Origin of the sequence: Pseudoclavibacter sp. AY1H1 (assembly GCF_002931055.1) — a bacterium.
In the GTDB taxonomy this organism is placed as follows: domain Bacteria; phylum Actinomycetota; class Actinomycetes; order Actinomycetales; family Microbacteriaceae; genus Pseudoclavibacter.
The window spans coordinates 124,175-138,561 of record NZ_PSXX01000001.1; the positions used below are offsets into that span (position 1 = coordinate 124,175).

The following is a 14,387-nucleotide window of genomic DNA, read 5'->3' on the forward strand; positions in this document are numbered from 1 at the left end:
GCGCAACCGTCGATGTCGGTGGCCCGAGATACCGTGACTGCATGACTTCAAGCGCCGCATTCGACGCCGTGCCCCTCGACGCCGCACAGCGGGCTGTGCTCGAGGCCTCGATGCGCTCGCATGTCAGCGTCGTCGGCGCGCCGGGCTCCGGCAAGACGACGACGCTCGTCGAACTGCTCGCGAAGCGAGTTCTCTCGGACGGGCTCTCCACCGCCGAGGTGCTCGCGCTGACGCCAGACCGCCGCAGTGCCGCGCGGCTCCGGGAGGTCATCGGCGAACGGCTCTCGGTCAGCACTCCCGGGGCGATGGCGCGCACGCCCGAGTCCGTCGCGTTCGAGATCGTGCGCGCGGACCGCGCCAGGCAGGGCCTGCAGGCGCCGCAGCTCTTCACGGGGGCCGATGAGGACACGATCCTCGCGGAGCTCATCCAGAGCGATCTCGAGGCGCGTTCCGCGACCGGCCACGAGCAGCTGCACGCGGCACCCATCGAGTGGGCGCCGCCCGTCAGCGTCGAGACCATCGGCCTCCGCGGCTTCCGAGCAGAGGTCCGCGACCTCCTGGCGGCGATGTCCGAGTACGACGTGACCCCCGAGCGACTCGAGGAACTCGCGCACCTGAGACCCGTGTGGTCGGGAGCATCGGCCTTGGCCCGCCAATTCCGCGAGAGCATCGCGCAGGCGAAGCCGAATGCGTTCGACACGCCTGGCATCGTGCTCGAGGCCGTCAGCATCGTCCACGCGGCTGAGCGGCTCGACGCCTTCTCTGAGCTCAAGCTGCTCCTCGTCGACGACGTCCAGGAGTTCACCGAGTCGGGAAGGCGGCTGCTCGCCGCCTTCGCGCTGCGCGGGGTGCGCGTCGTCGCCTTCGGCGACCCCGACATCACCACGGGAGGGTTCCGCGGTTCGCGTCCCGAACTGGCTGCCGACTGGCGGGGAGAGACCCGCGGCTCGCTCGAAGAGCCGCTGAGGCTCGTGCTCGGCACGGCCCACCGTGGCGGCGCCGAGCTCCGTGCATTCGTGCGGGGGGTCACCGAGGGCATCGGCGTGCAGCGGGAGCTGCGGCATCGGGCAGCCGAGACACCCCAGGTCGGCGGGCCGCCGGAGTCCGCCCCTCCGGCGGTGGCTCGTCTCTCGGCCCCATCGTCCGCTGCCGAGTGCCGGGGCATCGCCGACTACCTCCGTGAACTGCACCTGCTGCACGGCGTGCCGTGGGACGAGATGGCCGTCATCACGCGTCGAGGCGGGAGCATCGAGTCGCTTCGTCGTCAGCTCGCGAAGCTCGAGGTGCCCACGAGTTCCTCTCAGGCGCTCCCTGCGGCAAGCGACCGCGCCGTGCAGGCCGTCGTCCGACTCGCCGCCATCGCCAGCGGTGCTCAGGAGCTCACGGCGGAGGCGATCTCGGAGCTCGCCGCCTCGCCGGTCTTCGCGATCGACCCCGTGCAGCTGCGGCGGGTCCGGCGCGCACTGCGCCTCGACGAGATCGCGGCCGGTGGGAACCGGCCGGCCGACGATCTCCTCGTCGAAGCCGTCTCCCGCGTCGCAGGGCTGCGCCTCCTGACCGACCCGGATGCCCCCGCCTCCGCGACGTTCGAGCGCCTGCTCGCGACTGGCGGTTCTGCAACCGGCCGAAGCGCCACGCGCGCCCTCCAGCAGCTGGGGGCCCTCCTGCGCACGGTGTCAGGTGAGATCGCGGCCGCGAACGGGCAGCAGCGCAGCATCGCAGCCGACGAGGTGCTCTTCGCCGTGTGGGAGCGTCTCGGCCTCGCCAAATCCTGGCGCGAGCTGGCGCTCGGCTCCGGGCCCCGCGCCGAGCAGCTCAGCGCGCACCTCGACGCACTCGTCACGCTCTTCGACGTCGGCAAGAGATTCGTGGAGCGGCAGCCTGACGCCAGCATCCGCGACTTCCTCGAGCAGTGGACGGGAAGCGAGGTCACGGCAGACTCGCTGGCAAGCCGCACGCACGGTGGCACGGTGACCGTCACCACGCCGGCGGCTGTGCTCGGGCGGGAGTTCAGGGTCGTCGTCGTCGCAGGCCTCTCCGACGGCGTCTGGCCCAACCTCCGTCTTCGCGATTCACTCCTCGGCGCCGGACAGCTCGCGGAGCTCGAACGGGGCATCGACACGACCCGCGACCTCGTCGACCGTCGACTCGAGGTGCTGCACGACGAGCGACGGATGTTCGCGCAGGCCGTCTCCAGGTCCTCCGAGTGGCTCCTCCTGACGGCCGAGGAGAGCGAGGACAGCGCGCCCTCCCCGTTCTTCCTGCTCACACCCCGCACCTGGCCAGTAATCCCCGCGGCAGCCGAGACCGCCGCCGAGGGCGCGCTGACGCTCCGCGCGATCGTGGGGGAGCTGCGTCGCACGGCGATGCTGGAAGGCGTCGACCGGTCAGCGGCCGCTGGCCTCGCAACGCTCGCGCAGGAGGGGGTGCCCGGCGCGGCGCCCTCCGAGTGGTACGGCCTCGCGGGGTCCACCACGGGCAAGCCACTGCACGACCCGAGCGACCCAGAGGCGAACATCCCCGTCTCTCCCTCCAATATCGAGAGCTTCGAGGACTGCGGCGTCAACTGGTTCGTCAGCTCCCACGGGGGTGGGAGCACAAGCGAGAGCATGAACGTCGGCAACATCGTGCACGCTGCGGCCGAATTCGAGTTCCCAGACCTCGAAGCCCGCACAGCATTCGCGCAGGCGAGGCTGCGGTCGAGCGATTTCGACGCCCCCTGGCAGGAGACCGCGGTTCGAGCCAAGGTCGACGAGCTCGTGCGGAACCTCTCCGCCTACCTGCACCGGGTCTCGCTCGGGGGAGGGACGCTCCTCGGCGCCGAGCGAGCCTTCTCCGTCGAAGTCCGGGTCGAAGGCGAGGACACCGCCAAGATCACCCTGCGCGGCAAGATCGACCGCATCGAGAGCACGGCGGCTGGCTCGGTCGACGTCGTCGACTTCAAGACCGGCAGATCCATGCCGTCGAACGACTCCATGTCGTCCAACGCGCAGCTCGCCGCGTACCAGATCGCGCTCACCTCGGGCGCCGTGAGCGACCCCGTCGAGCGTCCTGTCCAAGCCGTCGAACTCCCTCCGCGCAGCGACCGTGGAACGCAGATTCCGGCGGCACCGGTGCACGAGGCCAAGCTCGTCTTCCTGGCGAAGCCCACGAAGAAGCTCGAGTGGAGCGAACGCACGCAGCAGCCGTTCGACGACGAGGCCACTGCCGAGTTCTTCGAACGAGTCCGCTCGGTCGCCCTCGGCATGATCGGCATCCCGGAGCCCCTCGGGTCCGGCTCCAGCTCGGATGAGCTCGCAGACGCCCACTACCAGGCCCACCTCGAGTCGCACTGCCTCGGCTCGTTCGGTGGCGGACGAGCGTGCGCGCTGCACGCCGCATCGGAGGTCACCGAATGACGCACACCTGGCCCATGGGAGCCGTTACCCACGGCGACATCGCTCTGGCGCTCGCCGACAACGATCCGTCCCGCATGCTCGAGCCGACGCCCGAGCAGCGTCTCGTCATCGAGGCGCCCCCGGTTCCGAGCCTCGTCATGGCAGGTGCCGGAAGCGGCAAGACGCAGACCATGGTGCAGCGCATCATCTGGCTCGTCGCTGCGCAGGGCGTGCATCCCACCGAGATCCTCGGCCTCACGTTCACTCGGAAGGCCGCAGGAGAACTCCGCGAACGCGTGCAGCTCGCCCTCGCCCGGCTCCGCAGCGAGGGGTTCGTCGGAGGAGACGAGTTCGCGTCCCCGGAGGTCTCGACCTACAACTCGTTCGCCAACCGGGTGTTCTCCGAGAACGCGCTGCTCATCGGGCAGGAGCCGGATGCCCGCATCGTCGACGAGATGACCGCCTTCGCGCTCATGCGCAGTGTCGTGCTGGCAAGCGACGACACCAGGCTCAGCTCGCTCGACCTGCAGCTCGGAGCCATCACGAGCCTCGCTCTCGGCGTCGCACGTGCGATGCGCGACAACCAGCTCTCTGCCGCGGCCTGCGAGTCCTTCGTCGAGGACTTCCGGAGGGTTGCCGAGCTCCCCGGTCGGGGCACGGCGAACACGCCGTTGAAGCCGGTGGTCGACGCCGTGGCGACCCTGGATGAGCTGCCGATCTTCGTCGGGCTGGCTGAGCGCTACCAGCTCGAGAAGCGCAAGCGGGGGCTCATCGAGTTCTCCGACCAGGTCACCTTCGCGGCAGAGATCTGCTCGAGCACGCCGGCCGTCGTCGAGGAGCTGCGGGCCAGGCACCGGTTCGTCATCCTCGACGAGTACCAGGACACGAGCGTCGGCCAGACGCGTCTGCTCGGCACGATCTTCGGCGACCACCCCGTGCTCGCCGTCGGCGACCCCAAGCAGTCCATCTACGGCTGGCGTGGAGCCAGCCCGGGCAACATGCGTCGATTCCATGGCGACTTCAGGTCTCGCATCGTGCCGCCCGATGAGGAACCCACGTTCCAGCTCTCGATCTCCTGGCGCAACGACGCCAGGATCCTCGACTCGGCGAACCAGGTCGCCGCACGGCTGCCGGAGGCCAACGACCCCGGTGTCACGCAGCTCGGCACCCGGCCAGGGGCAGGCGAGGGGCGGGTCTCGCTTGCCTTCCCCGAGACGCTCGACGACGAGGCGGCCGCCGTCGCGACCTGGATGCGAGAGCGGATCGTCGTCGACGGCGACACCCACGTCGATGCCAGACCGCCGTCCGGCGCCGTGCTCCTGCGCGCGCGGAAGCTCCTCCCGCTCTTCTCCGCAGCGCTGACGCGCGCGGGCGTGCCCAACCGGGTCATCGGTCTCGGCGGGCTGCTCTCGGCCCCGGAGGTCGTCGACCTCCGCTGCGCCATGCGCGTCGCGCACGACTCAACCGCAGGCAACGAGCTCATCCGCCTGCTCGTCGGCGCGAGATTCCAGTTCGGCCTCGCCGACGTCAAGGCGATCCACGACGTCTCGCGCAGCCTCGCCAACCGCGACGTCACCATGGCGTCTCTGGCTGACGAGGTGCGGGCAAGCAAACGCGAGCTCGCGACGGGCGACGACGAGGTGCCCCTGCAGGAGGCCCTCGACTTCCTCGCGTCCCGGATCGCCTCGGAAGATCGCCGAACCGAGCCCGACACCTGGCTGGCCGGTCTCAGCCCCGGCGCCCGACAGCGCATCCCTGCCGTCAGCGAGCTGATCGCCGAGCTCCGCCGGAACTCAGGACTCCCCATCACGAGCTTCGTCGACGCCACGATCGCGCTCATGGGCCTCGATCTCGAGGTCACCGCGAACCCCGGCAACATCGCAAGAGTCGGCAACCTCGACGCCTTCGCCGAAGCGGCGGCCGCATTCTCCTCCGCCGAACCGGATGCCGACCTCGGCGCGTTCCTCGACTGGGTGGAGATCGCCGCAGGCGACGACTCGCTCGCGCCGGTGCAGGAGCAGGCCGAGCCCGGCGTGGTCCAACTGCTGAGCATCCACGGCTCCAAGGGGCTCGAATGGGACTTCGTCGCGGTTCCCCGCAGCGTGGAGGGAGAGATGCCGAGCACCTCGAGAGACGGGCTCGGCTGGATCCGACGCGGCGTCATCCCCTACGAGCTCCTCCTCGACGCGCACGACCGTCCGGAGCTCCCGTGGCGAGACGCTGAGACGCAGAAGGAACTCGCCGACCTGATGGTCGACCTCAAGGAGCGCATCAAGGAGCGCAACGACGACGAGGAACGCCGACTCGCCTACGTCGCCTACACCCGCGCCCGGCACGAGCTGCTCATCGCCGGCTCGTACTGGAGCGCCATCCACAAGACCGCCCGCAAGGTCTCGGTGTTCGTCGACGAGCTGGCTGAAGCCGGCATCATCGACACCCCACCGGAGAACACCCTCGACGAGGCGCCGGCATCACTCGCCGCCGACAGCGTCGCCTGGCCCCATGCCCCCTTCAGCCCGGAGCGTCACGAGCGGGTGACCGAGCTCGCACAGGCCGTCGCCCACGCCCGGGACACCCAGGCCGCACCAGGCGGAGCGCTCGCGAGGCGCATCGAGCTGCTGCTCCGCGAACGCGCCGAGCGCAGCACCGTGATGAGCGTCGAGCTCCCTGCGCGCTTCGCCGCGTCGAAGTTCAAGGACCTCGTCACCGACCCCGCGGAGATCGCGGCTCAGCTGCGCCGGCCGATGCCGCAGAAGCCCTTCAGGCAGACCCGCATCGGCACCATGTTCCACGCCTGGGTCGAGGCCCACTACGCGGCCCCCAACGCGGGAGGGGACCTCCTCGGCATGGCGGAGATCTTCGGCACGGAAGACGGCGCGCTGAACAGCCTCGCCGATGCCTCGAACGCCGACTTCGCTGAGCTCGAACGCCTCCAGGAGGCGTTCCTCGAGACCCCATGGCCGCACCGGACCCCCGTCCTCGTGGAGCAGACGATCGAGTTCCGACTCGGCGATCGGACCGTCGTCTGCAAGATCGACGCGGTCTTCGAACACGAGGGACGCATCGAGGTCGTCGACTGGAAGACGGGCAGGGTTCCGAGCGGCGACAGCGCACGCTGGGAGCGCCAGCTGCAGCTCGCGCTCTACACGCTGGCCTACTCCGAGCACACGGGGGTGCCGCCCGAGCGCATCGGCGCCGTGCTCGTCTACGTCCGAGAGGGCGAGGAGATCCGAGTCCCTGAGGTCACCGGGCGAGCAGAGCTCGAACGGCTGCTGGCGGAAGCCGAGGCAGCCCTCAGCGCAGCGAGTCCGTCCGCATGAAGTCGTTCGGCGGGGTGTCGTCGTCGAGGTCATCCTCGGCGGCGTGATCCACGTCGACGTCCGGACTGTCATCGGGATGCACTCCCGACGGGGCACCGGATGGCGACTCGTGCACCAGACCGGGGAGCACGCCGCTCCCGGTGTCGTGCGCGTCGGGCTGATGAGCCGGACGCCTTCCGGCGGCCTCCTTGAGCAGCTCCTGCACCTCGGCGATGTCGAGCACGGGCAGCGTCTCGTGCACCAGCGGCTGCGCGGGGGCCCGGTGGATGCGGTCGACGAGCGAGTCGAGCATCCCCTCGGCGTCCGAGATGATGTCCGCGTCCCCGGCCTCGACCCCGTGCAGCAGCCAGCGAGCGAGCTCCAGCTCCGCGTAGAGGAGGGCCCGCTGCCGCAGCTGCCGGTCCACCGTTCCCGGCGCCTCGTCCGTGTACTCGTCGAGGATGCCCCTCGCGATCGCCCCGTCCAGCGACGAGATCCAGTGCAGGTCTCGAGCGGGGTCGCCGACGCGGAGGTCACTCCAGCCGAGCACCCCCCTCACCTGGTTGCCGTCGGTGATGATCGAGGACAGGCCGAGCGCCCCGTGGATGACCGTCGGCTGGAACTGCCAGAGCGAATCGTCGTCGATGGCCGCGCTCCAGCGGCGATCGAGGGTGACGGGCAGACGCCCGGTCTCCTTCGCTCGCGCGATCGTCTGGGCGGCGGCCTGCCTGGCCTCCGAGGCGGTGAGCGTCGGCATCCCTGCAGCCTCGACTGGCCCCTTGGGGAGGGAATGGACGGACGCGATGGCGCGCCCGAGGCTCACGAGGAACAGCGTCCCGGGCTCGAGGGGCTCGCGGTCGGCCGGAATGCCTCGAAGGTACGTGTAGACCGCGACGCGCTCGCGCTTCTCGGCGAGGTGACCGAGGACTTCCGAGACCTGGAAGGGGAGCCTGCTGCGCATCCCAGGCGTCAGCACGGCGAGCGCACGGACGTCGGCGAGCTGCTCCTGTGCCGCAGCCGACGAGGTCGGGCGGCGCGCGATGACGGTCTCGCCGTCGGCGAGGGTCAGCAGGGCGGCGTCGAAGTCACCGTGCGCCCCGAACGTGTGCTCGAGGGCCGCAGCCACATCGAGGTCGGGTACAGCGGCCACTGCAAGTGCCGCGAGTTCCAGCGAGAGCTCAGCCATGGCTCCAGGTTAGGAGGCACGGCGAAGCCTGAGTGCGTGCCACGCCCGCACGGCCTCGAGGCGACCTAGGATGAATCCGCCTATGAATCACTTCATGTCTCGTCTCCCTCTTGCCCAGCAGCAGACCGATCGCGACCACGAGCGCCGCAGCGAACCCGGTCTCGTGCAGTCGCTCTTCGCCGACGGCGCCACCCGTGTGCTCGTCCTGAACGGCGGCAAGGCGCTCATGCGGTCGGCGGGTGACGGCCCCAAGCTCGAGCTGCTGTCCGCGACCAGCGAGCGCGCGACGCTCCTCGCGCCGGTTGTCGCCGACGCCGTGTACCTGGGCAGGACGCTCGCCGACGACGAAGACCTGCCGCGCGGCACCTCGGTCGTCTCGGTCAGCGTCGACGACGCACTCGCGGCGGCGATCGAACCGGATGCCCGACTGTGGGCCGGGCTCATGGAGACCGCCGCTCATCTCGGGGCGGTGCACTGCGGACTGTTCACCGAGGCTCTCGCCATCACGAACTGGCACGACTCGCACGCCTTCTCGCCACGCACGGGCTCGGCCACGAGCGCCGGGCTCGCCGGCTGGGTCAGGCAGGCCGAGGGTGAGAAGCACGTGAGCTTCCCCCGCACGGATGCCGCCATCATCGCCGCGGTGCTCGATCGTGAGGATCGGATCCTGCTCGGCGCGAACGTCAGGTGGAACCCACGCCGCTTCTCCCTCCTGGCGGGCTTCGTCGAACCGGGGGAGTCGTTCGAGGCCGCGGTCGCGCGGGAGATCTACGAGGAGGCGCGGGCGCACGTCGTCGAGCCGAGGTACTTGGGCTCGCAGCCCTGGCCGTTCCCCGCGAGCATCATGGTCGGCTTCACGGCGAAGCTCCACCCGGACCAGGATCCGGCCACCGTCGAGCCCGACAACGACGAGATCGTCGAGCTGGGGTGGTTCACCCGGGACGAGGTCAGGGCCATCGAAGATCGCCTGCCCGGTCCCACCTCCATCGCTCGCGCGATCATCGACGCCTGGCTCAGTGGTCACCTCGACTGACGCGGACAGCCTCGCGCAGTCGTCGACGGCGGATGTGAGCCTGCTGGCGTCGCTCAACGATGCCCAGCGGGAGGCGGCGCTCGCTCTTGTCGGCCCCGTCTGCATCCTGGCAGGGGCCGGGACGGGCAAGACGCGGACGATCACGCACCGCATCGCGTACGGCATCCGCGCCGGGGTGTACGACCCCTCGCGGGTGCTCGCCCTGACCTTCACGGCGAAGGCGGCGGGGGAGCTGCGTGGGCGACTCCGAGATCTGGGAGCGTCCGGCGTCGCGGCACGCACCTTCCATGCGGCGGCGCTCAGCCAGCTCGGCTTCTTCTGGCCGCACACGGTCGGCGGCCCCGCCCCGGCCATCGTCAAGGGCAAGGGCAGGCTCATCGCCGAGTCCGCGGAGCGCATCGGTCTGCGGCTCGATCCTGCCGGCGTGCGCGACATGGCGACCGAGATCGAGTGGCGCAAGGTGCGTGAGCTGTCCCTCGAGGAGTACGCCATCCAGCTGCGGTCGTCGCGATCGCTGCCGAAGGGGGTCAGCGACGACGCGGCTCTCGGCCTGCTGCAGGCCTACGAGGACATCAAGGACGAGCGTCGGCAGATGGACTTCGAGGATGTGCTGCTGGCCACCGTCGGCATGCTCGAGCTCGAACCGTGGGTCACGCAGCGTGTGCGCGAGCAGTACCGGTTCTTCGTCGTGGACGAGTACCAGGACGTCTCGCCGCTGCAGCAGCGGCTGCTGCAGCTGTGGCTGGGTGCGCGTCGTGAGCTGTGCGTCGTCGGCGACGCGGCCCAGACGATCTACTCGTTCGCCGGCGCCTCGAGTTCCTTCCTGACGGGGTTCCCTGAGCGGTATCCGGATGCGAGGGTCGTGCGCCTCGAGGACAACTACCGCTCCTCGTCCGCCATCATCGGCGTCGCGAACGAGGTCGCCAGGCATGTGCCGTACGCGCTCACGCTCGAGCCGGCGGCCGAGACGCCCAGGCGCGAGCCCCTGCCCGAGGTGCTGCAGTTCCACGACGACGACGACGAGGCTCGCGGTGTCGTCCACCGGATCGGCGAGGATCTGCGAGGCGGCATCCCCATCGAGAGCATCGCCGTGCTGTACCGGACGAACGTGCAGGCCGCCGCCATCGAGCGTGCTCTCCAGGACTCGGGCATCGCCTACTCGGCCATCGGCCAGCGGCGCTTCTTCGACCAGCCCGAGGTGCGCCAGGCTCTCAGCGCCCTACGTGCCGCCGTCATGCAGGAGACCACGGGGCCGTTGTTCCAGGCAGTGAGCGACGTGCTCCGCGATCTTGGCTGGACCCACGAGCCTCCCGCCGATTCCGGCGCCCTGCGCGACCGCTGGAACTCCTGGGATGCGCTGCTCCGCCTCGCCGACGCCCAGCCGCACGGCACGAAGCTCGCCGAGTTCTCGGCGGAGCTGCAGCAGCGCGCGAAGATGCAGTACGAGCCGGAGCTGCGAGCGGTGACCCTCTCGAGCATCCACGCCGCGAAGGGCCTCGAATGGGACAGTGTGACCATCGTCGGCGTCAGCGAGGGGCTGCTGCCGATCTGGTACGCGGAGACGCAGGATGAGCTCGACGAGGAGCGCAGGCTCCTGTACGTCGCCGTCACGCGCGCGCGGAAGCGTCTGCGTCTGACGCACGCGCAGTACGGCGGTCGGCGCGACGCGGAGCGGCCGGCTTCTCGCTTCCTGGCAGAGCTCGGCACCCGCATTCGTCGTGGAACGAACGGGGCGTTCGGCGGACCTCGCCGGTGAGCGAGTCGATCGTCAGGACCTCCGGACTGCAATAGCGCGAGGCGGTTCCGTCGCGAAGCCACGACGACACCGCGTCGACGACCAGGCTGCGAACGACCTCCCTCGTGAGGCGCGGGAGCTGGGCGCGCGTCGTGAGCGCGAGCTGGGTGGCGATGGCAGCCCAGGCGCGATCGGCGTCCAGTCGGTTCAGGTCCTCGCAACGTTGGCAGGGGGTGCGGCCGGGCACGACGAATGGACCGATGCTCGCGTCGAGGTCGCCCGCGACGACGGCGAGGTGCGGCACATCCCAGGCCATGAGCGGCGTGTACCGCCGAGGCGGGAGGACGTAGTCTCCGCAGTCGACGACGAGGCCGATCTCTGCGGGTCTCGGGGGCTGGTAGTCGCCGCGCGCGCTTCGCACCGTGCAGCCGAGCGCCGCGACGTGCCCGGCGAGGTCGTCGCCGGCGATCGTGCCGCGCACGAGGATGACGGGTGGTCGCGCCTTGCCGCGAGGTGCGGCTGCCCCGGACCTCCGGCGCGGCGAGATGGGTACCGGTTCGAGGAGCGCCCGCACGCGCCCGAGCAACGCCTCGATCTCGTCGCCGTTCAGTCCGAGTCGTGCGCCCCGCTCGTGGAACTGCGCGAGCGTGCCGCCGCTCCGCAGCGACTCGATGAGCCGCTCGGTGGCCGCGCTCGGCTCGCGGATGACCGCACGAGCGTTCACGCCGCCCAGTTGCAGCTCGGTGGGGGAGCGCCACACGAGGGGCACGCCAGGTGGCAATCGCAGTTCCATGCAGAGATCCTGCTGGAACGCTCGAAGCCCCGCAGGAGTTCTCCACAGCCCACGTCGGACGAGGCCGAGCCCGAGCCAGGACCGGGACCGCAGCCATGACCGGTGGCTGCGGTCTGCCGGAGGCGCGAGATCAGCTCGTTGGCGTGTCGCCACCCTCCGGTGCGTCGCCGAACGCCGAGGGGTCGTCGAGGAACTTCGTCAGCGCCTCGTCGTACTCGTCGGCGGGGAGCTCGCCGAATCCGAGCCTCGTGACGAGTGCCTCGGGGTGGTCGATGTCCTCGCTCGTCGGGAGAGCGTCGAAGTGGGCCCAGAGCTCGTCACGGGCGGCCGCTCCGTGCGCTTCCGAGACTGCGCGCCACATGGCGGCAGCCTCGCGGAGGCGGCGTGGACGGAGCTCGAGCCCGACGAGCGAGGCGAAGGCGCGCTCGGCGGGGCCGCCGACGGCGCGACGGCGCCGCACGGTCTCCGCGAGTGCGACCGACTTCGGCAGCCGCGCTGTCGCGTCTTCCGTGACGACGTCGACCCAGCCCTCGATGAGGGCGAGCATGGTCTCGAGGCGGGCGAGTGCCGCCTCCTGCTGCTCCGTGCGGGGCGGGATGAAGGCGCCCTCGGAGAGCGCAGCCCTGATCCCGTCCGGGTCGCTCGGGTCGAGCGTCTGCGCGAGCTCCTCCATACGGGAGACGTCGATGCTCACCCCTCTCGCGAACTCCGTGATCGAGGAGATGAGGTGCAGGCGCAGCCACTTGGCGTGCTGGAAGAGCCTCGCGTGGGCTGTCTCGCGGACGGCGAGGTAGAGCTCGATCTGCTCGCGGTCGACGTCGAGACCCTCGGCGAAGTCGTCGATGTTCTGCGGCAGGAGCGAGGGACGGCTGTGGTCGAGCACCGGCACGCCGATGTCGCCTCCGGCGACGACCTCCTCAGCGAGGTTGCCGACGACCTGGCCGAGCTGCACGGCGAACATCGCGCCGCCGATGCCGCGCATCATCGAGGACGACTGGCCGAGCAGCTGCGCCATCTCCGGCGGGGTCTGCTCGGTGAGCACGTTCATGAGGGCGTCGGCGATGCTCGTCGCGACGGGTTCGGAGAGCGAGGTCCAGAACTGGATGGAGCCGGTGATCCACTCGAGTCGGGTGAGCGTCGCTGGCGACTCGCTGAGCTCCCCGAGCTGGGTCGCCTCGCTGAGCCACAGCTGCGCGACGCGGAAGGCCTGGTCGAATCGGGCGGCCTCCTCGGAGCTGATCTCGCGGTTCTTGGGCTGCGCGACCCGACGGGCCTGGTCGCGTGCGACCTGCCAGTCCAGTCCGTTGCCCGGGTTCGCGACGGCCGCCTGCAGCTGCGCCAGCAGCGCCTGCACCGCGGCAGGGTCGTTCGGGAGCCCAGCGACTCCCGCCAGCTTGGCGGGGTCGAAGCCTCCCTGCCCGCTCAGCAGCTCGCGGAGCAGCTTGCGCAGCTCGTCTTCGGATCCGTCGTCGGGAATCGGTCCCTGTGCATCACTCATTCCGCACCTCCCAGCGCTTGGATCTACGCTAGCTCGTGGCCCCTCCAAGGAAGGGTCGCCGTGACTGCGTATGCGCCGAGTGCCTTGCGCCACGGGCGAACAATAGCCGCAGGACATCGAAACGAGCGCAGTGACCTTCTTCTCCGAACCCTCCTCAGAGGGGGATGCCCGAGTTCGCGAGCAGTCAGAGGCGTTTGCCAGGGCGCACGAGGCGAACCGCCGCCGCAGCGAGGAGGGCTCGAGGCGGGCGCGCGTCGGACTCGTCTTCCTCTCCATCGGGATGCTCCTGCTCGTCGCCCTCGGCTTCAGTCCGGCGCCGTACGTCGTGCGCTCTCCCGGCCCCGTCTTCGACGCGCTCGGCACGGTGCAGGCCTCGCAGGAGGACACGACGCAGGTCGAGGTCATCACGATCGGCGGGGCCGACACGTTCGAGCCGTCTGACGGGCAGCTCGACGTCATGACCGTGAACGTCGGGGGCCGGCCGGAGAACCTGCCCAACTGGTTCGAGGTCTTCATCGCTCTTGTCACGCCATCCAACGACGTCCTCCCCGTCGAGGCGTACTACGCCGACGCGGAGACCGGCGAGCAGCGCGATGCGCAGAACGCCGCGCTCATGCAGGGTTCTGAGGCCGATGCGATCGCCGCAGCGCTCATCAACGAGGGGTACGACGTCGGAACTGCGCTGGCGGTCGTCTCGGTCGGGGAGGACGGGGCTGCGGCGGGCATGCTCGAGCCCGGGGACATCGTGAAATCCGTCAGTGGGATCCCGGTCGACTCGACGGAGGGCCTGCCAGCGGCCGTGGCCGAGGCATCCGGGGGCGACCTCGACAGTCTCGGACCGGTCGACGTCGTCGTGGATCGGGCCGGCGAGAGCAAGACGTTCTCGATCACGCCACGCCCGGGACTCGTCGAGGGGGAGGAGCGGCCGCTGCTCGGAGTCACGGTCGCCACCCAGCACGAGTTCCCGATCGATGTCGACATCGAACTCGGCAACGTCGGCGGACCGAGCGCGGGGCTCATCTTCGCGCTCGCCGTGTCCGACAAGCTCGTCGACGGCGACCTCACACAGGGCCTGCACATCGCGGGCACCGGCACGATGTCGCCCGATGGCACGGTCGGCAGCATCGGCGGCATCACGCAGAAGCTCTACGCCGCCGTGGAGGTCGGCGCCGACCTCTTCCTCGCGCCGGCGGACAACTGCCAGGACGTCCTGGACGGGGGCATCCCAGGTGACATCCCGGTCTACGCCGTGTCCTCGCTGAACGAGGCGGAGCAGGTCATCCAGACGGTCGGGGACGGCGGAGACACCGGCGCGCTGCGCACCTGCGAATCGGTTCTCGGCTCATGACCCACGCCAGTCTCAGTTTTGCCAGGCAGTTGCCAGATAAACTCCTCTAGTTCCCCTTTCTCGGAAAACAAACGGCCCCTCCAGGCAATGACAGGTACGACGTGACAAGCACTGCAGC

7 protein-coding genes are annotated in these 14,387 nt (G+C 70.2%); 5 read left to right on the forward strand and 2 right to left on the reverse strand.

What is annotated here, in order from left to right; all coding sequences use genetic code 11:
* Positions 1–41: 41 nt before the first annotated feature.
* Positions 42–3,398, forward strand: coding sequence for a UrvD/REP family ATP-dependent DNA helicase (locus C5E05_RS00585; protein ID WP_104340822.1), 3,357 nt, complete (start codon positions 42–44; stop codon positions 3,396–3,398).
* Complete coding sequence (locus C5E05_RS00590) at positions 3,395–6,697, forward strand: ATP-dependent DNA helicase (RefSeq protein ID WP_104340823.1); 3,303 nt, start codon at positions 3,395–3,397, stop codon at positions 6,695–6,697. Before C5E05_RS00585 ends, C5E05_RS00590 begins: the two co-directional genes overlap by 4 nt.
* Here C5E05_RS00590 and C5E05_RS00595 read toward each other — a convergent pair.
* Positions 6,672–7,862, reverse strand: coding sequence for a phosphotransferase (locus C5E05_RS00595; protein ID WP_104298563.1), 1,191 nt, complete (start codon positions 7,860–7,862; stop codon positions 6,672–6,674). The genes C5E05_RS00590 and C5E05_RS00595 overlap by 26 nt on opposite strands.
* A 94-nt stretch (positions 7,863–7,956) precedes the next feature.
* Between C5E05_RS00595 and nudC the strand changes: the two genes are divergently transcribed.
* Together nudC and C5E05_RS00605 are read left to right on the forward strand one after the other, a co-directional pair.
* Entirely contained in the window at positions 7,957–8,895 is a 939-nt protein-coding gene (gene nudC, locus C5E05_RS00600) for an NAD(+) diphosphatase (RefSeq protein WP_228496606.1), read from the forward strand.
* Complete coding sequence (locus C5E05_RS00605; protein ID WP_258063136.1) at positions 8,879–10,651, forward strand: ATP-dependent helicase; 1,773 nt, start codon at positions 8,879–8,881, stop codon at positions 10,649–10,651. Before nudC ends, C5E05_RS00605 begins: the two co-directional genes overlap by 17 nt.
* A 902-nt stretch (positions 10,652–11,553) precedes the next feature.
* On the opposite strand, the gene C5E05_RS00610 is transcribed toward C5E05_RS00605, so the two are convergent.
* On the reverse strand, positions 11,554–12,921 hold the full coding sequence (locus C5E05_RS00610; RefSeq protein ID WP_104241583.1) for a zinc-dependent metalloprotease: 1,368 nt from the start codon (positions 12,919–12,921) through the stop codon (positions 11,554–11,556).
* 130 nt (positions 12,922–13,051) lie between these two features.
* On the opposite strand from C5E05_RS00610, the gene C5E05_RS00615 reads away from it, so the two are divergent.
* Positions 13,052–14,269: a PDZ domain-containing protein gene (locus C5E05_RS00615; protein WP_104298566.1), complete on the forward strand. Its 1,218-nt coding sequence runs from the start codon at positions 13,052–13,054 to the stop codon at positions 14,267–14,269.
* Positions 14,270–14,387 lie beyond the last annotated feature (118 nt).